The organism is Alteromonas sp. ISO5 (assembly GCF_058105165.1).
This window is the reverse complement of the sequence record NZ_CM176572.1, coordinates 3,681,212-3,705,232: the sequence shown is the minus strand read 5'-3', so window position 1 is coordinate 3,705,232 and position 24,021 is coordinate 3,681,212. Positions and strand designations below refer to the sequence as shown.

Genomic DNA, 24,021 nt, shown 5'->3' with positions numbered 1-24,021 from the left:
AATATGGATGAAGGTGAATTTTCACGATTACAAAAGGCGGTGCACGACGCGCGCCGCCCATTAAATCGCATAACCATGCAGTCAGAACTGATTAAACTGGCTCTCGAAGGTGCCGTACCAAAGGATAAAGCCCTGGCGGCACTGGATAAAATTATAGCCGGCAGTAAAGACTGCAGCGACAGCCTTAGTGACCTGGTGGCGCAATTTTCTCCCGATACAAACTTCGAAGGCAACCCGTAAAATGAAGACCATTATCCGCAATACAGCTTCGTCGATATTGCTGGTTACCCTGGTTATCATTGTTATTGCCGCTAACTCCACCTACACCATTCACACCATGGATGAGCTGGCCTCACTGGAGCGGCGGTTATTTACCACCAATCAGGTGATTAATTCCATTAATACACTTCACCTTGCAGTACTCAGAACAGAGTCCGGTCAGCGCGGTTTTTTACTCGCCGACCGCGAAGCCTATTTAGTTGACTACGAGAAAACACTCAATAAAGTCAACAACATCATCGAGCAGGTAGAAGCCAACGCGATTCGTTCGGATTTTACCGAACAGGAAGTGCGGCTTCAGCAATTGATAGATCTGTCAAAAGCCAAGCTGTCAGAACTCATTGAAACCGTCGAACTGGCACGTCAGGGCCGCAAAGAGGAAGCCAACGCTATTTTTCAGTCTGACGTTGGACTAGAGCTGTATAACAAGTTTGAAGATGTTTTTGTTCAGATCGCCGCAGAAGAACACAAAGTGCAGAAACAGCACATAGACTCGTTACTCAAACTCCGTTCAGACTCAGTCACTAATCTGATTATTTCCGCACTAACTACCGGGCTGCTGGTAATCAGTATCTTTATGTTATTACGCATGAATATCCGTGAGACTATCAGACACAGACGCGAATTACAGCAACATAACCTGGTGCTCGAATCACGGGTGAAGGAACGTACCTTAGAGTTGCAGGTTTTCGCAGAAGAATTGTCGCGCAGCAATCGTGAGCTGGAAGATTTTGCCTTTGTTGCCTCGCATGATCTGCAGGAACCCTTGCGCAAGATTCGCGCCTTTGGAAACCGCATCAGCACCGGCTATGAACATGTACTGGATGAGCGTGGTCAGGACTTTCTGCGCCGAATGCTCAATGCCGCCGAGCGTATGTCCATGTTAATCAGTGATTTGCTGTCATTTTCCCGGGTGACCACTCGCGGCAAAGATTTTGAGGATACGGATTTAAATGACGTCGTCAGCTCAGTGTTGGAAGATCTCGAAATCACTATCGAAGAAAAACAGGCAGAAATTCAAAGCGATTCATTGCCGGTGATAAAAGCCGACGCCTCACAGATGAACCAGCTTTTTTTAAATTTGCTGTCCAATGCATTGAAATTCACCAAGCCAGACCAGCCACCGGTTATTACGTTGCGGTATGAGGCCGTCACTGAGGACGACGCCGAAACACTCCAACTGTTACCTGGATTGAGCTGGTTTAAACTCACCATACAGGACAATGGCATAGGTTTTGAGCAAGACTTTGCCGAGAAAATATTTGCCCCGTTCCAACGCTTACATGGGCGCACAGAGTATAGAGGTACAGGTATCGGCTTAGCGGTTTGCCGTCGCATAATCGAACGCCATAACGGCACCATTGCAGCCTTTAGTGAGCCCGGCCAGGGAGCAAGATTCGAACTGTACCTGCCTGAAGACGGTCAGCCGTTTACCAATTTGCAACAACAGGGAGTGATAAGTCATGCCGAACAATAGCTTACCGGTAACCATTTTAATGGCCGATGACGACGAAGACGACAGATTGCTAGCACTTGATGCGCTAAAGGAAGGCCGGGTTCTAAACAACTTACACTGCGTTGAAGATGGTGTTGAACTGCTTGAGTACCTGCGCCGGGAAGGTAAATTTGCCGATCCTGCTACCTCTCCACGACCGAGTTTGATTTTGCTAGATTTAAACATGCCCCGCATGGATGGCCGTGAGGCGTTACAGCATATCAAAGCCGACCCTCATTTACGCAGTATTCCGGTTGTGATCCTAACCACCTCGAAAGAAGAGGAAGATATGATCCGCGGTTACGACCTCGGTGCCGCCTCTTACATTACTAAACCAGTCAACTTTGAGGGTCTGGTGGATCTTATGCGCGCTATCGGTCGCTACTGGATAGAATTTGTTGAACTCCCCCACAATAAATAGGCATTAGTGATCCATGACTGACCATGTACGCATTCTGCTGGTTGAAGATGACGAAGACGACTATTTTTTGACCGCTGACTCGCTGTCGCAGTGCAAGTCGCCGGTGTTCGAACTGGTATGGGCCAAAACGGGTGAAGAAGCTATTGAACAATTGCAAACGGACGCATTTGATTTATGCTTGCTCGATTACCTGCTGGGTCAGGAGAACGCCATGGACGTACTGGAAAAGCTCAAAAGCCTGTCAGTAACGATTCCGGTGGTGGTGCTTACAGGCCAGGCCGACAGTATTGTTGACGACCGGGTAATGCGCGCCGGTGCCGAAGACTTCTTAACCAAAGCCGAAGTTGACACGCCGCGTTTTATGCGGACCATTCGCTACGCGCTGGTGCGCCGCGAAATCGAAACCGAAAGATTGGAACGTCATCGCATCGAGCAGCAAAACAAGGCCAAGGATAAATTTCTCGCCCATCTTGGTCATGAACTCAGAACACCACTGGCCTCCATCCTCGGTTATACCGAGCTGTTACTGGACAGCCCCGGCAATGAGCGAATTAACGCTGAACTCTCAACTATCTTAAATAACAGTAAACATTTACTTAGCCTGCTCAACGACTTACTGGATATGTCACGGATCATGGCTAACAAGTTAGATCTGATGCCACAAACGCTTAACCTGAACGGTTTTTTAACCGATCTATACAGTCTGATGGTTATGCAGGCCAGTGAAAAAGGCCTAGTATTGACGGTCAACGCCAATTCGCTCATTCCCGAATACATTGAGGCTGACCCAACCCGACTGCGACAAATCCTGATCAATCTTGTTAACAACGCGATTAAATTTACCGACACTGGCGAAGTGGCGATTAATGTTGAGTTCGACAACGACAACGAGCGAGTCTGTTTTGCCGTCAAGGATACCGGTATTGGCATGCCGGCAGACAAATTGGACACCATTTTTAAGCCCTTCGAACAAATTGAGGATTTGATCCATGCCAACCATGGTGGCGCTGGTCTCGGCCTGGCTATCTCCAATGAATTAGTCAGTCGTATGGGCGGCCGGATAAGGGTAGAATCCACCCATGGCGAAGGCAGTCGTTTTTGGTTTTGCATTAATGCTGAAGGCAGCACCGAACAAAACCTGATCCGCCTGAATCTCGAGGCGCCTGAGCGTCCTCCGACACAATTTAAAATTAACCAACACCTCGATGGCCGGGTGCTCATTGTTGACGACTTACGGGAAATACGCCGTCTCACCGGCCGCCTGGTCAGTATGAGTCAGGCTCAGGTAACCTACGCACAGAATGGCGCCGACGCACTAGAAAAGATACGCAGTGCAGAACATAACGGAGAGCCCTTCCACCTGGTACTCATGGACATTCATATGCCGGTTATGAATGGCATTGATTGCTTAAAGGCCATGCGCTCCTCTGGCATTCAAACGCCTGTGGTAGCCGTTACGGCAGCCAGTCGTAAGGGACTCAGAGAATCGTTACTGGCTGAAGGCTTTGACAACGTGATTGCCAAACCTATCGACCGTAAAGATCTGAGTGAGGTGCTCAGCACCTTTTTGCTGCCGGCCTCCCAGCCTTCCGCCCCTAAACAGATTAGTACGGCTGAGCAGAAGTCTTCTTTACTGGTCGTTGAGGATGATGAGGACGCGGCCGAATTAATGTGTCTGCTGCTGAACTCATTGGATTACGAAGCGGATATTGCGCTTAATGGTCAACAGGCACTGGAAAAGATTGCCCATGCCCCGGAACATTATGCCCACGTACTTATGGACTTGCATCTACCCGATACCGATGGCTATGAACTGACTGCCGCAATCAATGAAGTCGCCCCAAACCTGAACGTGACTATTATCAGCGGCGCAGAGCCGGATAAAGCTCGCCTCGACGGTTTACCCATTGCGCAGGTACTACTGAAGCCTGTGAGTAAAGCTGATCTGGCAATGCTGAACTTTTGCAGGTAAAACTTTGCAAGTTTTACACTGCCTTCTTCCTTCATCATTACCCTCTCTCACAAAAATTAAAATTAATCCAAATATATCAATAAGATAAAATTAATCACGTTAATGGCATAAGCGTTGCAAATCCCTCCTGTAAGCACAGGTTTAATTCTGTCAGTAACGGTTAATCGAAGCGTTTCAACACCCGGTTTCTGACGATGACGCAAACAGGAAAACAACATGGACATACAACTATTATTCAGATTATTCAGCGATGCAGTGTTGATCAGAGCTTTGGTATTCGCTGTGGTAACCACTTGTATGCTAACCGGTTGCGCAGGCTCCCAGTTAACAACAACGCCTTACCAGGCTGCCGGGTCGGCCCACGAAGCAGGTTACTCATCACATCGCCTGTCTGAAGGTAAATATAAAATTCTTTACAAGGCCAATAGCGCAACCAGTGAGGAGACCCTGGAACAATACAGCCAGCAACGTGCAGAAGAGATTGGTTTGGAGCGTGATTACCGCTGGTACCGCATTGTTTCAAGCGAGGCTGTGACTATGCCATCTATGACCAACCAACAGGTATTAACTGCAGCCCCTCAGTCTCAGACTGTTGATGGTACAGTTACCGGCGATATCACCGCTACCAGTTTACCTTCTAATCAGCAATGCACGGTATCCGGATGCGAGCAGGTGTCTACGCCCAATCCCGTTTCAGCCGATACGTCTACAGCTGACATGAAATACTATGCCATGACTGTCCAGTACGGTCGCTTCGAGCCGCTCCCCGAAGATGCTATCCGATTGAGATAAGCGCTTCCACAGGTCAAACAAATAAGGTGTAACTATGATTATGTCGAACACCGGAAAATGTGCCATCAAAATGTTTAAAGACCTTTTTAATCAAGGCGCTGAGCTATACCAAACCGCTCAGCAAAGCAACCAGCAGCCGCAGCAACGGGCGTGCCTGCGGGTGCTGCGAGCTGAAAAGCTTCGCGCCCTGCGTCTGATGGAGGCTGAGAGCAATAACGGGCATGATTACGCTCTGTCGGAACAGGTAAAACAGCAGTTCCAGTCGATGCTAGAGCACTACCCTTCAATTCGTCATGTCCGCGATTTCATCGAAATCGAGCAACGATTGCTGGCGAGCCTGAAAGAAAACCTGAGTTCACTGACCCCTTCTCCGCTGTCTTTGAACCTGCGCACCATTACAACCCGCCATCAGCAGTGTCTGGAAAAACTCAGTCACGAGCTTGCAAACCAACCGGGTAAGTAATCCGCCGCAGTGTCATTTGTATATAGAACTATCACATGGGCCAGTGACAACAAGACCTGCTCCAACGCCACAAATTTATCGCGACAGTTACGATTTTATTGAGTAAGCTACTGATACTTAGTTAGTCCTGCCTGTATTTATCAGGAGTGACCCAGGGCCGTCAGTAGCAAAAGGAAAACAACAACATGGAAGCAAAAAACGATGCCCCATCAACGGATAAGCAGGGCTTGGGTGGCTGGTTAATTTTAGTTGGGCTGGGCGTGGTATTCACGCCTTTTCGGCTGCTAATGAATACCTTTCCCGTTTATGAGCCACTGCTACAAAGTGACGTATGGGATGCACTAACCAATGCAGACTCTGCCGCATATCATCCTTTATGGGGGCCTTTACTGATCGGTGAAATTACCTTTAACGTCGGGCTTTTTCTGGCATCCCTTTATTTGATTTATTTGTTTTTCACCCGACACTGGCTATTTCCCTCTTTCTACATTGGCATCGTGCTGACTTCACTGGTGTTTATTCCGGCTGATGCCTGGTTAGTATCCATCGTGTTACCGCAAGAGCCCATGTTCGATCCTGATACCACCAAAGAGTTTGTTCGCACGCTAATTGGTGCACTTATCTGGATCCCGTATATGCTGATGTCAAAACGCGTCAAGGCAACGTTTATTAAAGAGGATGACGACACCGCACCCGCTTTGCCTGCAGTCTCATCAAACTGATATGACAATGGCGCCGTTCAGGCGCCGTATGCAATTAACCCGTAAAGGGGAATCAGGGATTTTTTAAATTTGCCTGATTAGCGTTTTCCACCCAGTCCAAATCCTTGGTTTGTTCATCCAGTGTTCCTTTGGCATCTTCTAAAAAGACTTTGCAGAAATAATCCACACAGGGGTGCATTTCACGGTAACGTTCCAACTGAATTTCCATTTCTTCCATGGCATTGGAAAACTCATGATTTGATTTGGCCAGCTCATAATCACACTTAAGATAGGCACACAATACATCGGCCGCCTTGGCCAGGCGCACATGCACGTCATTTTTATCCTGTAGTATCAGTGGCTCATAGCATGACTGAAGCGGCTCAGGCAGTGTTTTTATCAGCATCTGCTCAAACCGTCGTTCGAGCTTTTTGATCGCCTGGGTCGTTTCCGGGTCGTGATATTTCACCGGGCTTGGAATGTCGCTCATACCGGCAATTTCACTGCCTTCATGAAATATCGCCATGGCAGCTACCCGATCGGGCTCAATGGTTTCACCGTAGACTTCCCTGGCAATCACGCCAAGCATATGGGCAATCACCGACGCTTCATAAATGTGGGTGGATAGCATTTCAGACTGAAACTGCGCCATCAGCGGCCAGCGTTTTACATTACGGGCGCGCTGCATAAGACCAATAAAGGCGGAATGACTATTAGCCATGAGTTCTCCGGGTGAATTATAGCAATGATAAACCGATCCTAAAACGTATCGGCAGTGATGTCAGCCTAACACAGCATCGTAGTCTGTAAAATATGCACTAGTGCTTGTAACGAATTATCAAAGACGCTGTACCAGCGACAGCGAATATTAATTTTCATATAAATATCAGTGATATAGATTTTGGCACAAGATAAGCATATACCATTGTGACATTAGATGAAATTAAAGGAGACATCATGTTAGGTTGGGCAATTACATTTTTTATCATTGCCATCATCGCAGCAGTTTTCGGTTTTGGTGGAATCGCCGGTGCAGCAACTGGTATCGCGCAGTTTCTGTTCTTCTTATTTGTAGTATTACTGGTTATCTCTTTGGTTGCTGGCGCACTGCGCGGCAAAGCCCCAAGAGCTTAGTCAATCACAAACTCAATAACCAATCAGGGAGATTATTATGAAAACGTTGAAATTACTTGATGTACTTAAAATGACTATCATTGCTGCCTTCGCATGTTCAGTTATCGCGTGTGGCGACGGTGAAGCAGAAGATGCCGGTGAAGCTATCGATGAAGCGGTAACCGATGCCGGTAATGCCGTGGAAGACGCCTGTGAAGATGTGAAAGAAGGCGTGGATGCAGAAGACGACGACTGTTAATCTGCACGCTAAACAAAAGGGCAATGTGCCACGACAAACGTGGTAGCACATTGCCCTTTTTAACGGTTAATGCTTTTTACTTTTTTTATCCAGCACGCCCATGGCGAACGCGGAAATCACAAAGGTAAGATGAATAAGCACGTACCACATAAGCTTTTCATTCTCGGTATTCTTCGCGTTCATAAAGATTTTTAGCAAATGAATCGACGAAATCGCCACAATCGACGCTGCCACCTTGCTCTTTAGTGTGCCGGTATCCAAAGTCCCCAGCCAGGCCAGTTTTTCTGTCCCTTCTTTTAAATCGATGCTGGATACAAAGTTCTCATAGCTGGTAAACATCACCATGATGATCAGGCCGGATACCAGAGCAATATCAATCAGCGATAATACGACCAGCACAATATCGGTTTCACTGATTTCCAGCACATGGGGTAGGAGGTGAAATATTTCCTGAAAAAACTTGATCCCCAGGGCAATAAGCGCCAGCGACAAACCAAAATAAATCGGTGCCAGTAACCACCGCGACGCGTACATCATACGCTCAATTAACACTTCCAAACCGGCCTCCTGCGTTGGAAAAACTTACTTGTTAGACAAGAGAAAGGAATGCCCGCAGCACACAATGCTGATATTCGTAAGCGTGACTGAAAGTCAGCGGCTCTGGCGGTTCCTGAGGTCGGTGATTTTACCAGAGCCGTAAATTTTGAGGTATCATTTCTTTAAAATATTACCGCCCCTGAGGTAATGCTAGCCAGACCGTTTTAATCGTCATTGATAACAATGTCCATCCACACCAGCCGGTGATCGGAACTACTCTGCCGGTCTTTAACCAGCCGGTATAAAGGCGAAGTTTTTCCAGGCCAGAATACACCACCACCCTGCACTGTCAGCCCCTTTTCAGAGGGCAACACATAATCAGCACGTGCCCCCCAGTAGGCGGTAAAACGGCTGCTGTAAGGCGGCTCAGCTGAGTCACTACCGCCTTCACTTTGCGGGATCACACTGCTATTAACCAGCGGATGTTCGGTTAATTGCTCAATCACCCCCGGACGGTGCTTATCACCAATATCAGCAGCATTAAAATCACCGACCAGCACAAACCGCTGGCCCTCAAATCCGCCCTTTTTGCCATTGTCGTCATAGATATAGTGAGCCCGTTCAGGTGATAAATAATCAGCCATCAGACGGATCTCATCATGATTTCGCTTGCCGTTGCGATCTTCAGGCCCATCAAAGTTAGGTGGCGTGGGATGCATGGCTAGTATGTGTAACGTCTTGCCGTTAATGGTAACCGGAATATCCCAGTGTGATTTCGAGCTGAGCCTTAACGCCGCCCACTCTTGTGACGTAAACCAGGGCTCGCGGGAGGCCGGCTCAGTGATCTGGAGCGCACCGGGCATATCCCGCCATAAAAAGTGCTGAAAAGTACGAACCGCTGCCACATCAATCGGATAGCGCGAGAGCAGTGCCATACCATACTGACCGGGGTACATCCCCCAGCCGTAGGCATCACCAGCATTACCGGTTTTCTCGCCGTTATTGTCCAAATCAAAAGGCGTAGCGACACCAGTGTTAACCGGCGCAATATACTGATAAGGATAATTAATCGTTGCCTGGCCGTGCTGACTTTTATTCAGGTAGTTGCTGACAAACAAAGAAATGGCTGTGGGCGTTGCATTCGGGCAATAGTCAAATTCGTTAAGCAAAATAATATCCGGTGCCACCCGTTGGATAATTTCAGCAATATTGCGAATTTGCGGATGATCGCCTTGTTTTAATAAGGTCAGTAACACATCAGCGGCGTTTTCTGAGGCTCCCTTCGGTTGGTAATTACTGGCCTCCATACTGACATTGAACGTTGCGACACGCACCGTATCGGCGTAACTATAGTGCAGGGAGAAAATAGCCAGTAGTAGAGTAAAAAGTGTTTTGTTCATAAACATGGGCGATAACAAAAAGAAAGGCACAGTGTACGCTAATTCACAGCAAGAAAATAACCCTACCACTATGAATAAGTTAAGGAAAAAGCCATGCTCATTTTAAAGCCTAATTGCGAAGGGTGTGATGGTGATCTACCGCCCTATGCTACCGTTGCTATGATTTGCTGAGCAATGAATGCCCGAATTGCGGCGGCTTTAAGCAACGGCCAGCTCGTCCCAAATCGGCTCGCCGCGAGGAAGGAAGTCAGCCAGGTTTATCAATCCGCTTCCACGAAGCACATGAATACCAGCCAGAGCGTAAACAATAGCAAAGCCTTTGCGGCGCAGGTAAAAAATATTCCGCCCTGGCAGCGTTAACCGAACGACGAATTAAATTTCGCCGATGTATTCACCCACCTCAACGACTTCAAACTGCGCGCCGGGTGAGCCCGACACGTACACAGAGCATTGCCCCCAGGACGACGGGATATGCCATTCAGATTTGCTCACTGCGGTATAACGGGAAAGCTTATTGTCACAGCGGATTTGTACTTCATCCAAATCACCTGTGGCGATATCAAGTACAAAGGCGTTGCGGCTGAGCTGATGAAACACCCGCCCTTCTTCGTCAATGCTTGCCTTACGGATCATAGGTTCGTTCCCCTGCACCAGCGCTTTTACTTTTTCAGCATAAGGTGTCAGTTGCGCCAGCTGTTCCGGTTTGTCATCAACCAGGCTTGCCAGCTTTTCATAAGCTTTCATGGCTTCGTTATACTCACTTTGGGCGATGGCCAGGACAAACTCACGCTCAAGCAAATACTGAGTCGTCGATGGACGAAAAGACTCGGTATCTACAGTCAGTGCGCGGCGCACACTTTTTAGTTCCCGGGCCATATCATCTGTGGCTTTGGCATAATAGGAGTCGGCCAGCCAGAAGTAAGCACTCTCTGTATGATTCCATAGCTGATCGTCTCTCATTTCGGCGATTAATTCTGCCGCCTGCGGTAAATCTTTGTTAGTGATAGCCTCTGCAACGTCTTTATAACGACGCATAAATTGGCGGGTAACCCCCGATGAACCGGCCAGCCTGAAATCAATTTGTACCATATTTCTACACTGCTGAATGGCCTCTCCATCCTGCATTGCCGGACTGTACTGCCAGCGTTTAACCGCTCGCAGCGTGGCTTTCTCGAACGCTTTTAATCCGCTGGAGTCCTGCACAACAGGGTCTTCCACTTCGCCCTCTTTGTTGATCACGAAACTCACCTTAACCCAGCCTTCCTGGCGCTTTCTGGCCGAAGAGACCGGATACTGAGGATCTACCCGTTTGAGCGGCTGCGCGCCAATAACCGTAGCGATATGTTCAGCTAAGGGGATCTCTGACTGAGCCTTAGATTGAGCCAGTAATGAACTGGAAAACAACGCGAGTACGAGGGGAGCAAGCGGGTAATACAATGGTCTGCGCATAGCATCATTCCTTCCATAAAATGACTTAATAAACATAACCATAGCTGAATTACCTGACGCCTGCAATGACGCTTGCCTGATGTGTAGTGGTTACACATCCCTCGACCAGCGTAGGAACAGGCCCAGCGACATCAGCAATAAACTGGCCGCCACAACCACTGCCACCGGATAAAACAAATTACCGGCAAGATCGAGCTGGCTGTACTTGATAATCATAATCAGACCTTCCAGCACCAAAGCTATTACTACTACACTGACAAAGCGGGTTACCGTGCGACGAATAGACATAAACAGGTCGTCTTCCTGATTATGCCGGTACTCCTTAAAGATCCCCATGGCCAGCTCGTAGGTCGCCAGCGCAATAAATAAATCATTGACCGCTTTAATAACCGCCGACACAAAGTCTTTGTCCGGGGCGAAGCCCTGGTAAAAATGCAGCCCGGCCATCACGATCATTGTGGCTGATACGCACATAAAAAGCCCGGCAAAAAAGCGCGCTGAGATATCTTTCAGCCAGCCATTGCGCAATACATCAGACATTGGTTTTATCTCCTTGCGGTTGAGCCGGAGCAGACTGCGTCGCCACCAGCTTGTTTAATAACGCGGGCAATAAGGTGAGGTCGGCCACCAGCGCCATGACCATGGCCAGTGCGGTTAACAAACCAAAGTACACACTGGGCAGAAAATCAGAGAAACCGAATAATGAAAAGCCCACAGCAATCACCGTAGTGGTCATCAAAATGGCCAGACCGCTGTGTTTAAAGGCTTCTTCGGCGGCCGCTTCAGCCTGTCCCTCGCCCTCTTTTAACCCTGCCATGTAGCCGTGAACAAAATGCAACGTATCATCCACCGCAATCCCCATAGCGATAGCGGCAATGGTTATGGTCATGATATCCAGGGGGATCCCCGCCCAGCCAATCACGCCAAGAATAGCCAGAGTCGTTAATACATTGGGAAGCAGCGCAATGAGGGCAACCTTAAGCGACCGGAAAATCGCCAGAAATACCAACCCCAGTGCAATGTAAACCAACCCTAAAGTGGTAATTTGCGAGTCAAATAGCCGACTCAGAATATCCTGATATAGCACGAACAGACTGGTTAACTGATAGTCTTCGCTTTGCATACCCACCGTAGCCAGGTCCTGTCTGAGGTTATGCAGAAACTGCTCGCGGTCGAGTCCCTCGGTGGTGTCCTGCACGCGAATCGCAATGCGCAATCGCTGGTCCTGTTCAGAAAAATAAGCCCCTACCAGTTGATTAACGACCTTCTCATTGAGCAAATAATAAATGCTGGTAAGTTCATATTCAGTGAGCGGTCGGCCGTCATTAAGCTGTGTGGCCAGCTCCGTAAAATTGGCCAGCGACGTCACGCTGCCTGTAGCCTCAAAAGCGGTTACAGCTTGCTGCACTAACTGCAGTTGATTAACACTGTCGGCACTGATGATTAATGATGGATCATCCGGTTTATCGGTCACATCCACAATGATGTCCAGCGCCGTGGTGCCGCCAAACTCCTTATCAATATAAGCCAGCTCCCGGTGTACCTGTGTGTCATCGGCAAAATAATCAATAAACGAGTTTTCTACATTAAGCCTGCTGATACCCGCACTCAGAACAACAAAGAGTAGCGCTACCCCAGCAATGGTCACACCTGGCTTATGCAGTGTCAGATGCTGACTGCGATGCAAAATTGAACGAATAAAAGCATAATCGGGGGCTTCGCTGCCTGCAGGTAACAAAGCTAACATGGCAGGAAAAAGGATAAGGCTTACCAGTTGCGAAATCACCATTGCGATCAGCATCATTAATCCAAAGGAAATAACCGGCTCCAGGCCGCTGAACAGCAACGCGGCAAAGCCAACACTTGTAGTTAGCGAGGCAAAAAAGCAGGGGCTGAGTTTATCTTTGAGCATCAGTTCAACCCGCTTATGCTGCCCGCTATCGGAGTGTTCACGGGCAATATAGCGGTAGCTGCCAAGCATATGGATCATCACTGCCAGCGTCAGGATAATCTGCAACGCGACAAAATTGGCCGAAATCACCGTGGCCCGTAAGTCTGCCCAGCCCAACGCGCCGATAGTCAGGGTCACGCTCAGGCCACAGCTTAATAGCGGAAACACCACCCACTTAACCCGGCGAAATAAGATAGCCAGTAAAAGCGCCACCACCAGTGCGATGGCAAGCCCGAAAATCACCAGATCAGATTTAATAATATCAATCAGGTGCTGCCCTACCACGTAAGAGCCACCCAGATAGGTATTTGCCCTCTGGTTTATTGGCCGGGTAATTTCATTTAGCTGTTCAATCTCTTTCTTGCGGGTTTGGGTTAGCTTTTCCCGTAATGGCTCAGCCTGCGCTTTAAGGTTTTCAAGTTGCGCTTGCTCATCTTCACTTAGCTCACGGTTAAGCAGGTGCGCCTGAATGGCCGTGATTTGCTGGTCAATTTTCACCAATTCTGGATTGGGCTTAAACACTATCTGAATAGAGGTCGCCGTGTTGTCTCGATTAATCAGTAAATCGGTAAAAATAGGATGTCCGCTGACCAGTTTTTTCATCTGTTCGGCGGAGTAACGCTGTTGTTGCCAGGTGAGGTTGCTGACATCGGTCTGTCCGTTCAATGCCGCCGCACTGTCGATAAGGGGCACCGTTAAGATAGAGGTGACACTTTCCACCCGTGGGATCTGTTTAATTTCCTGCTGTAAGCGGCTCAGGTCGCTGAACGTCTGGTTGCTGAACACGCCGTGCTCACGCGGCTCGTAGGCGAGCAGGATAAACTCGTCGGGATTAAAGGTTTGCTGGGCAACCTGCGTCTGAATATACAGTTTGTTATCTTTCACCAATAAGGTGTCAGCCGAGGCGGCAATCCTGAACTTGCCGACGCCGGTTAAGGCCAGAGCCAGCAAAGCAGCAAAGGCAACAACCACCGCCCAGCGCCAGCGCACAATGCCTGTAGCAAGATTATTGATCAGTGTTTTCTTCATACATCGAATCCCTGGCCTGTCCCTGTAGATACTGATTGCGGAAGTACAAGTAGGGGTCCTCGGCGTTTTGATACAAATTCTGGTAGGTTTCTGACTGGCCGGAAAAGTCGTCCACACCATCAAAAGCTCTGAGCTGATAGTTTTGCGGTGAGTCTGCCACCTGATTTAGCGGGTGGATAAAGCCCTCCGTTAAAACCGAAAAGCCGCCTCTGACATCGCTTTGACCAAGTAACGGTAGCACCAGATAAGGGCCCGAACCGACCCCATAGGTTGCCAACGTGTCACCCACCGAGCGTCTTTTCGGCTCAATCTCAAACCAGCTTGTGGCCGGATCGAATAATCCAAGTAATCCAACCGTTGAATTTATTAAGAAACGCCCCAAATTCGACCCCGCATCAGACACTTCACCAGAGAAAAGGTTATTGAGGAGGTTGAGAGGTTCGCGTAAATTGGCAAAGAAGTTTCCTACTGAGGAGCGAACCGGCTTCGGTACAACAGCCTTATAACCGTCGCTGACCGGGATTAATACATATTCGTAAGCCTTATGATTGAAGGCAAATACAGAACGATTAAATCCTTCCCATGGATCGTAATACTGTGGGGAACTGGCCGGGTTGTTTACCGGCGCGTTGGCCACGGAGACTATCGCAGGGGCAACATTGAGTTCGCCCTGGGAGGTCGTTATCGTCACCGCTTTGCCAGCACTTAACTGTTCCGACGCCGATGCTTCAGCCGAGGCGTTGCCCCGGTTCTTAGCACTCTGCTCTGCAGTCTGGGCTGGCGGCGGTACTGAAGAGCACCCGGTCAGCACCAGTAGCGCTGCCGAGAATACTACTTTATAAAACATAACTGCCTTGTCCGGTCTTCATCTGATGATGGCGTAATATGTTACGGGCCCGCTGCACCGCATCATCACGGTTGTATTGCCAGTTCTGTTGCTCATAAGCGCGCGCCTGAGTGATATAGAACATGATTCTTCTGAGTCGCAACGCATGCATACGGTTAGCACTGTCAAACTGCGTTGCGGCAACGCTGGCTTCAAGCTCTGCAAGCGCCTCTGAGTGCAAACTTGCCTGCATAGCTGCCTCGCTACTCACCCACCCGGATACGGAGCGGTTGACGGATTGAGATACTGTTGTTGTTTGACTGGCTGCCAAAACACCGCTGCAAACCAGTAGAGATCCTAATGCCCATTTGGTTAAACTTCGCATCGCTATCACCACGGTTGTCTGATTGATTCGTGCTCGCAGTGAGAAGACTAATCGCCCCCGACCACGTCGCTGCTTATCATGGATTTTGCACCGGTAGCGCAAATGGCTACTTATTCTTCTTCCTGCTCATCAGTTGCTGGCAGGTTAACCTCATACTGGCTCGGATGTGACGCTTCTTCATAACGCGCAAACCAGTTAAAAATACCAGCTGTTGTGTTAATAGCTGATGAGTTGTTATCGTTGTTGCTCATGTGCAGTTCCATGCAAAAAAAAGCGGTTGATCAACAAGACCAACCGCAGACAGATTTATTCGGATTCGACCACCGAAAGCTGGTCGTCTACTGATTTAACTTCTGAGGCGTTTTTAGCAATTTCCACTGCCAGTGCACGCTCAGCTTCACTACCTACAGTACCTTTGAGAGTGACTTCGCTGTTCTCAACATCCACATCGATGTCAAGACCAGAAATGTCGGTATCCATAAGCAGACGGGATTTCACTACGGTAGCAATCTTGGCGTCGGTAAGATCGCTGGCGGTTTCCTCACTGATCATTTCTTCATCATCGTTTTCAATGATGGTCAGACGATTATCGACTGACGCGACACCGTCGATGCCAGTCACCAGTTCCTCGGCCAGCTTCTTATCCACGCTGCTGTCCACTTTACCAGTCAGGATGATTACGCCTTCCTGTACGTCGGTATTGATGTCGAAAGAATTCAGGTGGGTATTAAAAAGAAGCGTCGCTTCTGCTTTACCATCTATCCAGGCATCCTTGGCCTTGTCTTCCCACTTTGAATCAGCTAAAGCCGGACTCGCTGTTGATGCCGAAATGACTCCTACAACCAATAAAGAAAGTACTGAACGTTTCATAATGTCGCTCCGATTGAAAATTCGAAGTGACTATTGCGATATTCAGGCCAAAAAATCAAATTATTGATTTTATTAAATTTATTTAAATTAAGGGAACAATGTAGCCCGCTAAAGTGTAGCGAATTCTCGACACTGTGAAGATTTTACCTAAAAGTATCTGGTCAGTTGATGCCTGCGATCGCTTTTACCGCAGCACAGATGTTTTCGCGCTTCTTAAAGTAACTCAGAGCAATCAGACAGTTATCTTCCGGCCAGATAGCCTGCTGCAACAGAGATTTTTCATTTGCTGTTAACTGACTGTCGTCGAAGTAAATGGCGACCGCCTTTTTATTTGGCGTCAGCACGTGGGGTTTGGTATCGGTGATCAGGTTGTCGGCAACGAACAAAAACCGCCGGGCAACGGGGTCCTGTACCACACCAATCGCATTCTGATAGTGAATGACTGATGGCCAGCCTTCCGCTATGCGGCTTTGATAGAAAATCAAAAAAGTGAATAACAATAATACCACTAAGGTCATAATGATAAAGGTTTGCGACAAATCTGGCGCAACGGTTACCAAACCACCAATCACCGCCACAAACACCACCCAAAAGCCAAATACTCTGCGTAACACATAGGGCGACACACCCGAAATAACTTTGGCGTGCTTAATTTCCTGAGGCTCTAACTCCAGTAGAGCTACCTGACTTTGTGAGTTCACTTTAAGTGCTTCAGCGGTTGACCTTGTAATGTTGATATATTACCTAAATAACCGGCTCGTACAATGATTATTCCGCTGTAATCTAACGCCTACCCTATGTTTTTACAGGAAATTATGACAATTCAATCAACTCGGTTACCTAATTGATGGGCATTTAAGCAAAGATACCTCACCTTTGCCGAATCCAACGACAGCAATGTATGAAGCGACTGCACCGGCGGCGCTTAAGCGGACCCCGTTGAATCCGGTGACTTTTTGACCTGCATCAGTATGCATTTTCTGCTCTTCGTTACACTGGTTGTATGCCTGAAGCCAATGTACCGGCCTCAGGTGTTTCTTCTTTGGTGAGTCCATTCGGATTCATTTATGCATTTTTAGAAACAATGTGTTCTTCATTAAGCATATATCGCCACTGGGTTTATTCGTACATTACGTGGCTGATTTTTCGTACTCAACATAATGGTTTTTCTATGCATGCATTCAACTTAAAACCCCTCGCTGCAGCAGGGTTAACCTCGGTATGGCTCACCGCTCCGGTTGCCGCCATCGAAATTTATCATCAGGGCGAAGGCGATAATAAAGCCGTGGTCTCTATTGGTGGTTATGTCAAAATGGACATCCGCCATGTGAATGGCGACATCGCTTATCAGGATTACTGGGTAGCCAACTACCCTGGCGGTGAGCCTACCGACACGTCCCATACTGGTTTCAATGTACGGGAGTCGCGGGTTAATCTGAACGTCGATTACGGCGATATTACCGGTTTCGTGGAAATCGACTTTTACGGTGGTGGCGGTAACGAAATCATTAGCAATTCCTCCAACCCCCGTTTACGCCACCTGTATTTTACCTATCAGAACTGGACAGCAGGTCAGGCCTGGAGCACCTTTATGCCGGTCCGCTCAATGCCCGAAACTCTGGACTTTGGCGGCCCGTTCATTGGTGAAGCCTTTATGCGTGCGGTGTTGGTTCGCTACACCTACGGCAACTGGGAATTTGCTCTGGAAAACCCCGAAACCTGGGGCGACGGTGATATTGGCACACCATCGAGCGCCATTGGCTTAAGCGGTGACGATGCCGACCCGGATGAGTCCATCCCTGATTTTGTTACGCGCTACACCCATACCGCTGACTGGGGCTGGATTGCCGTTGCCGGTATGCTCCGTCAGGTCGATGAAGGCGGCATTGATGAAACCGCTGTTGCCGCCAACATTGCCGGTTACATCGGGCTATTTGAGCGTGACGATTTTCGCTTTCAGATCACCGGCGGTAAACCGGGTCGCTATGCCTCTGCCGCCATGACGCCGGACATCGTGACCAATCCGGCTACCGACGAAACCGAAGTGGAACAAACCCTTGCATACAGTTTTTCCTACCGTCATCACTGGAGTGAAAGCCTGCGCTCAACCGCTTACTACGGTACAGCCGAGACTGATGTGCTGGAAAAGAAACGCTCACAATGGGGAATCAACCTGATAAAGCAGCTCAATAAACACCTTAAAGTGGGTGTGGAGTACGGTAACTACGCTATTGACGATGAGGGGATCCTCGCGGTGGATTCAGATTATCTACAGGTTTCTGCGCAAATGTCGTTTTAAGCGAAATACTGCTTTTTACGCTGCAGCGCCTGACGGAAATGCTCGACCAACAGGTTGAGCTTTTTGTCGGGCTGTCGTGAGCCCGGGTAGACCGCATATATGCCTAACTCTTTGCCAACATAAGGCGACAATACGGACACCAGCTTGCCAGCCTCCAGTTCCTCATGGATCAAGGCGCGGGGTAAGTAAGCCAGTCCGAAGCCGGCCAGCACGCCGTGCTTGAGGGTATCGAGAGTGTTAGTCCGATAGCGCCCTTTTACCGCCATCAGTTTATCTTCGCCATCCACCCGAAATAACCAGGCTTCAGGTTTAGTGCCTTCATATTTATACAGCAGGCAATGGTGCTTCTCCAACTCATCGGGGTGTACCGGTTCGCCATAAGTTTGCAGATAGTCGGGCGTAGCACAAACTACCCAGTTGGAGTCCACCAGCCGTCTGGCCACCAGCGAAGAATCAGCCAGATTGGCCGTACGGATCGCCAGGTCAAAACCTTCATCAAGAATATCCACTACCCGGTTAGTCACCCTAAGCTCCACTTCAATGCCCGGGTATTGTTCGCAAAACTCGACTAATGCCTGGTTAAGCACCAGATTGGCAGTGACCACCGGCATGGTAATTTTAATCCGCCCGCGAATATCGCTGCTATAACCTGCTACCACGTCCTCAGCGTCTTGCAGAGCCTGCTGGGCCAGCTTAGCCTTTTTATATAATGCCTGACCGGCATCTGTCAGACTAAGCTTGCGGGTTGTGCGGTAGAGTAACTGCACATTAAGCGCTTTCTCCAACCTGGCCACCCGTTTACTGACCACCGACATGGTAATTTCATACTTTGCCGACACTTTGGAAAAAGACCCTTCTTCCACCACATGGACAAACAATAACATGTCATCTGCTTTCACCATTTTACGTGCCCAGCCTCGTTTATTTATGCAAAAAAGGAAACAATCATATTGGATCTGAATATAGATTAACAGTCAGTACAGTTGTAGAGTCCACTGGATAAACTAAAGTCTGTTACATCATTGCTACACCGCCGAAACATGACACTTTGATAGCAGGCCGCAAGAATAAAAATGTACCCTATCCGCTCATCACCCCGGGGGGATACTGAATCAGGAGAAACACTATGAGTAATGTCGCGCTAGGCTTGCTGGCATTATTACCCATCGGGCTATCCGCCCTGCTGTTACTTGGCTTGCAATGGCCTGCCAGAAAAGCCATGCCCGCCGTACTGGCGGCCACAGTATTGCTGGCCTTGTTAGTCTGGGATATGAGTGGTCTGCGTGTGGCAGCTTCGATTATTCAGGGGCTCATCGTGACCGTTTCAGTCTTGTGGATTGTGTTTGGCGCCATCTTCCTGCTCAATACCCTTAAACATACCGGTGCCATTCAAACCATTCGTCAGGGCTTCGCTCAGGTGTCACCAGACCGCCGCGTGCAGGCAATCATCATCGCCTGGTGTTTTGGCACTTTTTTAGAAGGCGCTTCAGGCTTCGGTACGCCAGCCGCCATAGCCGCCCCGCTGATGGTAGCTCTGGGGTTTCCGGCGCTGGCCGCGGTAATGATTGGCATGATGGTACAAAGTACGCCGGTCTCGTTTGGCGCGGTGGGAACACCGATCATTATTGGTGTTAATAACGGGCTCGACGCCGCCACAATTAGCCCGCAACTGGCTCAGGCAGGCTGGAACTGGTCGCAGTTTATTCAGTTGATCACCACCCAGGTCGCGATTATCCATGGCATCGTTGGCACCTTGATGCCTCTGCTAATGGTCATCTTCCTTACCCGTTTTTTTGGCCGGCACCGCAGTTGGAAAGAAGGCTTTGCTTTGTTTCCTTTTGCCTTGTTCGCCGGGCTCATGTTTACCCTGCCCTATGCCCTGACCGGCATTTTCCTGGGCGCTGAGTTTCCCTCGCTTATCGGTGGCTTATTCAGCCTGTTTGTTGTGGTTAATGCGGCCAAGCGCGGCTTTCTGATGCCCCGGACACCATGGGACTTTGCGCCGAAAACCGAATGGCCGAAAGCCTGGCTGGGTATGCTGGACATTCATGCCAACGATTATGTTGGCAAACAACCCATGTCACAGTTTAAAGCCTGGACGCCCTATGTACTGGTGGCGCTGCTATTAGTGATTTCCCGGGTATCAGGCGAAGTTAAAGCATTGCTCAGTGGTCTTAGCATAGGTATGACCGACATTCTCGGTGAAAACGGAGTGAGCGCGGACTTCAGCCCCCTTTACCTGCCCGGCGGCTTGCTACTGATTGCTGCGCTGGTAGCCATTGTGTTTCAAAGTCACGGCCAGAGCCGGCAACATACTTTTATCACGGCCTTAAGAGAATCCGGAAAAACCATTGTTGGTGCCGGATTTGTACTGATGTTTACCATACCCATGGTACGCCTGTTCATTAACTCCGGCGTTAATTTAGCCGAACTGCCCAGCATGCCTATGAGTAGTGCCCTGTTGTTTGCCAATCTCTTTGGCGAAGCCTTCCCTTTAATTAGCCCGACGATCGGTGCGTTAGGGGCCTTTATTGCCGGCTCTAATACAGTGTCGAATATGATGTTCAGCCAATTTCAGTTTGAGGCGGCAATGAGCCTGAACCTGTCGCCGGCATTGATCATCGCCGGGCAGGCCGTGGGCGCCGCTGCAGGCAATATGATTGCTATTCACAATGTAGTGGCAGCCAGTGCCACGGTGGGATTACTGGGTCAGGAAGGTACCACCCTGCGCAAAACATTGTTACCAACGTTTTATTATGTGGCATTATCCGGCGCTATCTTAATGCTGGCGTTATATGGTCTGAATATAAAAGGTCCGTTAGGCTGACAATGCAGTACGGTTTGGCAATAATATTTTATCCGGGTCTGAGTACAGGAGCAACACAATGAGTCATTCCCCTATCCTCTCACAATTTATCCAGCTGCTCGGTGAGGACAAAGTAGCCACCGGCGATCGGCGTACTGAGCACTACCGCTCAGGCTGGCGTTCCGGCTCAGGCACAGCATTGGCAGTGTTATTTCCCGATACGTTACTCAGCCTGTGGCACGCCCTGCAAGTCTGCGTTGATAATAACTGCATTATTATAATGCAGGCAGCAAAAACCGGTCTGACCGAAGGATCCACGCCGAGCGGCGATGACTACGACCGCGACGTGGTAGTTATCAATACTCTGGCCATGGATAACCTGGTGGTGCTGGGCAATGGTGAACAGGTACTGAGCTTTCCGGGGACCACCCTGCATAAACTGGAAACCACACTTAAACCTCTGCGCCGCGCTCCGCATTCGGTCATCGGCTCATCCTGCTTAGGCGCTTCCATTGTGGGCGGCGTTGCCAATAATTCGGGTGGCGCGCTGGTTAAGCGTGGCCCGGCATACACTGAGCTGGCACTATTCGCTCAGGTCACCGCCGAAGGCAAGCTGGAGCTGGTCAATCACCTGGATATAGAACTGGGTGATACGCCCCAGGAAATACTCACTAATCTGGAAAGCGGTAACTTTGATCACGCCACCACGGCCAGCGACAAAAAAGCCAGCGCATCGGATTACGCCGAGCGATTGCGCGATGTAGATGCCGATACCCCCAGCCGTTTTAATGCCGATACCAGCCGGCTTTACGAGGCCAGTGGCTGTGCCGGTAAACTGGCGGTATTTGCCGTTCGACTCGACACTTTTGCGGTGGCTAAACAAGAAAAAACCTTTTATATCGGCACCAATAACCCGGATACGCTAACCCGGCTGCGACGCCATATCCTCGCTGAATTCACTCACCTGCCGGAAGTAGGCGAATATATTCACCGCGATATTTTCGATATTGCCGCCAAATACGGCAAAGATACTTTTCTCAGCGTAAAACATCTGGGTACCAACCGGTTACCCAAAATGTTTGCCCTGAAAGGCCGTATCGACGCGGTGCTCAATAAGGTCTCTTTCGTTCCTGATTTTCTCACCGACCGCCTCATGCAAGGCTTATCTGGATTGCTTCGCGAGCACCTGCCCGACCGCATGCTCACATACCGTGAAAAGTATGAACATCACCTGATCCTCAAAATGAGCGATGAAGGCATTGCCGAAGCGCAGGCGTTTTTACCGGCCTTTTTCGAAAACGAACAGGTAGGCGGCTTTTTCGAGTGTACCGAACGCGAGTCAGGCAGTGCCTTTTTACACCGTTTTGCCGCGGCTGGCGCCGCCGTGCGCTATCAGTTACTCCACCAGAAAGAGGTCGGGGAGATTCTGGCACTGGATATTGCCCTGCGCCGCAATGAGCATGACTGGGTAGAGAAACTGCCCGAGTCGCTCGCGAGTAAAATCGACAAATCACTGTATTACGGGCATTTCTTCTGTCATGTATTCCATCAGGATTATGTCCTGAAAAAAGGCGTGGATAGCAAAGAGGTGAAAGCAGAAATGCTACGCATCCTGGACAGTCGCGGCGCCAAATACCCTGCAGAACATAACGTAGGTCACCTGTATAAAGCGGAAGAGGGGCTCGCCGCCTTTTACCAGCGTATTGATCCCACCAACACGTTTAATCCCGGTGTGGGCAAACTGGAAAAACACAAACGCAATTGTAGTTGCTGCTGATATGTGGTTTTCTGGCGCTTTTGGCCCATTACGATTAGTTTGTGATACAACAAGCGAGAACGCTACACAAATGGCTGATGCGACTGGTCGGTGTGCAGTTTATTCTGTAGGCCGTCGCCGGCTTGTATTTGGTTTGTCTGAATATTCATGGCGAACCACTTACCCACCCGCTGTCAGTGTCTCTTCAGCTTAAAGACGTCACTTATTCAACGGCGCAGCATATTTCTGATTACCCGGATGCTACCGATAGTAAACTGGTCACTTTATTGTTATAGCCAGTATACCGTTTCCGTTCAGTCGCCGGGCAGCATGCTATTTACCTGGTTGACGCCGCAACCGGCGCGCCGCTGGATTTACTGAGTCAGGCTCAGGCCAGGGCTATTGCCGGGGCGCTTACACGGGCACAGCAGCAATCAACAATATTTCTCCCTTACGCTCCCGCAAGGCCAGCGGTGGTTAAACCCTCTATGGGTGGTTAGTTTCGACGATATGGCCTCATCCACCTTTCATATCGGGCAACAAAGCGGCCGGATTATTCGCCGCCAGTAACAGTTTGCCGTGGCAAATCAGTGCTGAACAAGTGGCCACTATAGCCCGCCAGGCTTATGCCGGCAGCGCCCGACCCAGTGAACCAGTATTGCTGCAACCGCCAATTGACGACTTGCCCCGTCAGCAAAATCCGCTGATCATCATTTTTGCCATTGCCTCTAACCTGTTGGCATTCAGTGGCGACAACCTGTTAATTAACCGGTTGCGCGTGCATCCGGACAAGCCCCTCCTGCATGCTAACAGAGAATTTTGCTTTCTCAGCAGAGCCTGACAAGCTGGCGTCCCGCGCAGACCAAACCGTGTTTGATACACTCGCCAGGCATGACATCCATCGGCCTTGGGAATGCGGCGGTGCGGGTACCTGTGATAAATGCCCGTTACAGTGCAGCTCTGATATCCCTGTCAATCACATCGCAAAACACCATCTCAATGAGCGACAACTTGCTAAAAGGATCCGCTTAGGCTGCCAGCAACAGGTGGGTAAATGCCAACAAATCAAATTGCGTGAACGTTAATGTCCTGCTTCTGTAAACCAGCCAATGCGACAATATGCCGCATTGGCTGAACAGCCGGTTTCGTTATCATTAGGTCACTTAGTCAGGCCCCTGATATTAAATAACAACTTTAGCCTGACACTGACACTCAGGA

At 49.3% G+C, this 24,021-nt stretch carries 28 protein-coding genes; 16 read left to right on the top strand and 12 right to left on the bottom strand.

Features of this window, described 5'->3' with window-relative positions:
- Positions 1-3: 3 nt before the first annotated feature.
- From AC2T0J_RS16585 to AC2T0J_RS16555, 7 genes are all read left to right on the top strand, one after another.
- Positions 4-240 carry a hypothetical protein gene (locus AC2T0J_RS16585; protein WP_489806880.1) on the top strand — a complete coding sequence of 79 codons (237 nt, stop codon included), beginning with the start codon at positions 4-6 and terminating at the stop codon, positions 238-240.
- 1 nt (position 241) lies between these two features.
- On the top strand, positions 242-1,756 hold the full coding sequence (locus AC2T0J_RS16580) for a sensor histidine kinase (RefSeq protein ID WP_489806879.1): 1,515 nt from the start codon (positions 242-244) through the stop codon (positions 1,754-1,756).
- Positions 1,743-2,195 carry a response regulator gene (locus tag AC2T0J_RS16575; protein ID WP_489806878.1) on the top strand — a complete coding sequence of 151 codons (453 nt, stop codon included), beginning with the start codon at positions 1,743-1,745 and terminating at the stop codon, positions 2,193-2,195. Before AC2T0J_RS16580 ends, AC2T0J_RS16575 begins: the two co-directional genes overlap by 14 nt.
- Positions 2,196-2,208: 13 nt before the next feature.
- On the top strand, positions 2,209-4,167 hold the full coding sequence (locus AC2T0J_RS16570) for a response regulator (protein ID WP_489806877.1): 1,959 nt from the start codon (positions 2,209-2,211) through the stop codon (positions 4,165-4,167).
- 216 nt (positions 4,168-4,383) lie between these two features.
- Positions 4,384-4,959: a CC0125/CC1285 family lipoprotein gene (locus tag AC2T0J_RS16565; RefSeq protein WP_489806876.1), complete on the top strand. Its 576-nt coding sequence runs from the start codon at positions 4,384-4,386 to the stop codon at positions 4,957-4,959.
- Positions 4,960-4,993: 34 nt separating this feature from the next.
- Positions 4,994-5,422, top strand: coding sequence for a hypothetical protein (locus tag AC2T0J_RS16560; RefSeq protein WP_489806875.1), 429 nt, complete (start codon positions 4,994-4,996; stop codon positions 5,420-5,422).
- Between the two features lie 185 nt (positions 5,423-5,607).
- A complete protein-coding gene (locus tag AC2T0J_RS16555) occupies positions 5,608-6,144 on the top strand; it encodes a DUF2569 domain-containing protein (RefSeq protein ID WP_489806874.1) in 537 nt (178 codons plus the stop codon).
- A gap of 52 nt (positions 6,145-6,196) precedes the next feature.
- Here AC2T0J_RS16555 and yfbR read toward each other — a convergent pair whose 3' ends face one another.
- Positions 6,197-6,844, bottom strand: coding sequence for a 5'-deoxynucleotidase (gene yfbR / locus AC2T0J_RS16550; protein WP_489806873.1), 648 nt, complete (start codon positions 6,842-6,844; stop codon positions 6,197-6,199).
- Between the two features lie 236 nt (positions 6,845-7,080).
- Between yfbR and AC2T0J_RS16545 the strand changes: the two genes are divergently transcribed.
- Both AC2T0J_RS16545 and AC2T0J_RS16540 read left to right on the top strand, forming a co-directional pair.
- Positions 7,081-7,257, top strand: coding sequence for a DUF1328 family protein (locus AC2T0J_RS16545; protein WP_279319426.1), 177 nt, complete (start codon positions 7,081-7,083; stop codon positions 7,255-7,257).
- A 37-nt stretch (positions 7,258-7,294) separates the two neighbouring features.
- Positions 7,295-7,495 carry a hypothetical protein gene (locus tag AC2T0J_RS16540; RefSeq protein WP_489810440.1) on the top strand — a complete coding sequence of 67 codons (201 nt, stop codon included), beginning with the start codon at positions 7,295-7,297 and terminating at the stop codon, positions 7,493-7,495.
- 66 nt (positions 7,496-7,561) lie between these two features.
- Here AC2T0J_RS16540 and AC2T0J_RS16535 read toward each other — a convergent pair whose 3' ends face one another.
- The gene (locus AC2T0J_RS16535; RefSeq protein ID WP_489806872.1) at positions 7,562-8,053 is read right to left on the bottom strand and encodes a TIGR00645 family protein; all 492 of its coding nucleotides are present in this window, start codon (positions 8,051-8,053) and stop codon (positions 7,562-7,564) included.
- A gap of 203 nt (positions 8,054-8,256) precedes the next feature.
- Positions 8,257-9,438, bottom strand: a complete 1,182-nt coding sequence (locus AC2T0J_RS16530; protein WP_489806871.1) for an endonuclease/exonuclease/phosphatase family protein — start codon at positions 9,436-9,438, stop codon at positions 8,257-8,259.
- A gap of 87 nt (positions 9,439-9,525) precedes the next feature.
- Between AC2T0J_RS16530 and AC2T0J_RS16525 the strand changes: the two genes are divergently transcribed.
- Positions 9,526-9,603, top strand: coding sequence for a DUF1272 domain-containing protein (locus AC2T0J_RS16525; RefSeq protein WP_489810354.1), 78 nt, complete (start codon positions 9,526-9,528; stop codon positions 9,601-9,603).
- 3 nt (positions 9,604-9,606) lie between these two features.
- Positions 9,607-9,792: a hypothetical protein gene (locus AC2T0J_RS16520; protein ID WP_489806870.1), complete on the top strand. Its 186-nt coding sequence runs from the start codon at positions 9,607-9,609 to the stop codon at positions 9,790-9,792.
- Positions 9,793-9,804: 12 nt separating this feature from the next.
- Here AC2T0J_RS16520 and AC2T0J_RS16515 read toward each other — a convergent pair whose 3' ends face one another.
- The 8 genes from AC2T0J_RS16515 to AC2T0J_RS16480 all read right to left on the bottom strand — a co-directional run bounded on the left by AC2T0J_RS16515 (position 9,805) and on the right by AC2T0J_RS16480 (position 16,643).
- Positions 9,805-10,881 (bottom strand): energy transducer TonB, encoded by a 1,077-nt coding sequence (locus AC2T0J_RS16515; protein ID WP_489806869.1) that lies wholly within the window; start codon positions 10,879-10,881, stop codon positions 9,805-9,807.
- 90 nt (positions 10,882-10,971) lie between these two features.
- Positions 10,972-11,421: a hypothetical protein gene (locus tag AC2T0J_RS16510; protein ID WP_105934167.1), complete on the bottom strand. Its 450-nt coding sequence runs from the start codon at positions 11,419-11,421 to the stop codon at positions 10,972-10,974.
- Positions 11,414-13,861, bottom strand: coding sequence for an efflux RND transporter permease subunit (locus AC2T0J_RS16505; RefSeq protein WP_489806868.1), 2,448 nt, complete (start codon positions 13,859-13,861; stop codon positions 11,414-11,416). The genes AC2T0J_RS16510 and AC2T0J_RS16505 overlap by 8 nt, the downstream gene beginning before the upstream one ends.
- Positions 13,839-14,708, bottom strand: coding sequence for an MlaA family lipoprotein (locus AC2T0J_RS16500; protein ID WP_489806867.1), 870 nt, complete (start codon positions 14,706-14,708; stop codon positions 13,839-13,841). Before AC2T0J_RS16500 ends, AC2T0J_RS16505 begins: the two co-directional genes overlap by 23 nt.
- Positions 14,698-15,072 (bottom strand): hypothetical protein, encoded by a 375-nt coding sequence (locus tag AC2T0J_RS16495; RefSeq protein WP_489806866.1) that lies wholly within the window; start codon positions 15,070-15,072, stop codon positions 14,698-14,700. The genes AC2T0J_RS16500 and AC2T0J_RS16495 overlap by 11 nt, the downstream gene beginning before the upstream one ends.
- A 110-nt stretch (positions 15,073-15,182) precedes the next feature.
- Complete coding sequence (locus AC2T0J_RS16490; protein ID WP_489806865.1) at positions 15,183-15,323, bottom strand: hypothetical protein; 141 nt, start codon at positions 15,321-15,323, stop codon at positions 15,183-15,185.
- Between the two features lie 55 nt (positions 15,324-15,378).
- Entirely contained in the window at positions 15,379-15,942 is a 564-nt protein-coding gene (locus tag AC2T0J_RS16485; RefSeq protein WP_489806864.1) for a BON domain-containing protein, read from the bottom strand.
- A 161-nt stretch (positions 15,943-16,103) separates the two neighbouring features.
- The gene (locus tag AC2T0J_RS16480; protein ID WP_489806863.1) at positions 16,104-16,643 is read right to left on the bottom strand and encodes a hypothetical protein; all 540 of its coding nucleotides are present in this window, start codon (positions 16,641-16,643) and stop codon (positions 16,104-16,106) included.
- Between the two features lie 470 nt (positions 16,644-17,113).
- Here AC2T0J_RS16480 and AC2T0J_RS16475 point away from each other — a divergent pair, with 470 nt between their 5' ends.
- A complete protein-coding gene (locus tag AC2T0J_RS16475) occupies positions 17,114-18,241 on the top strand; it encodes a DcaP family trimeric outer membrane transporter (protein ID WP_489806862.1) in 1,128 nt (375 codons plus the stop codon).
- Here the strand turns inward: AC2T0J_RS16475 and AC2T0J_RS16470 are convergent.
- Positions 18,238-19,143: a LysR family transcriptional regulator gene (locus AC2T0J_RS16470; RefSeq protein WP_489806861.1), complete on the bottom strand. Its 906-nt coding sequence runs from the start codon at positions 19,141-19,143 to the stop codon at positions 18,238-18,240. The genes AC2T0J_RS16475 and AC2T0J_RS16470 overlap by 4 nt on opposite strands.
- Before the next feature lie 224 nt (positions 19,144-19,367).
- Here AC2T0J_RS16470 and AC2T0J_RS16465 point away from each other — a divergent pair, with 224 nt between their 5' ends.
- The 4 genes from AC2T0J_RS16465 to AC2T0J_RS16450 all read left to right on the top strand — a co-directional run bounded on the left by AC2T0J_RS16465 (position 19,368) and on the right by AC2T0J_RS16450 (position 23,888).
- On the top strand, positions 19,368-21,068 hold the full coding sequence (locus tag AC2T0J_RS16465) for an L-lactate permease (RefSeq protein WP_489806860.1): 1,701 nt from the start codon (positions 19,368-19,370) through the stop codon (positions 21,066-21,068).
- A gap of 58 nt (positions 21,069-21,126) precedes the next feature.
- Positions 21,127-22,824 carry a D-lactate dehydrogenase gene (gene dld / locus AC2T0J_RS16460; RefSeq protein WP_489806859.1) on the top strand — a complete coding sequence of 566 codons (1,698 nt, stop codon included), beginning with the start codon at positions 21,127-21,129 and terminating at the stop codon, positions 22,822-22,824.
- 553 nt (positions 22,825-23,377) lie between these two features.
- On the top strand, positions 23,378-23,644 hold the full coding sequence (locus AC2T0J_RS16455) for a hypothetical protein (protein WP_489806858.1): 267 nt from the start codon (positions 23,378-23,380) through the stop codon (positions 23,642-23,644).
- Complete coding sequence (locus AC2T0J_RS16450) at positions 23,607-23,888, top strand: hypothetical protein (protein ID WP_489806857.1); 282 nt, start codon at positions 23,607-23,609, stop codon at positions 23,886-23,888. The genes AC2T0J_RS16455 and AC2T0J_RS16450 overlap by 38 nt, the downstream gene beginning before the upstream one ends.
- Positions 23,889-24,021 lie beyond the last annotated feature (133 nt).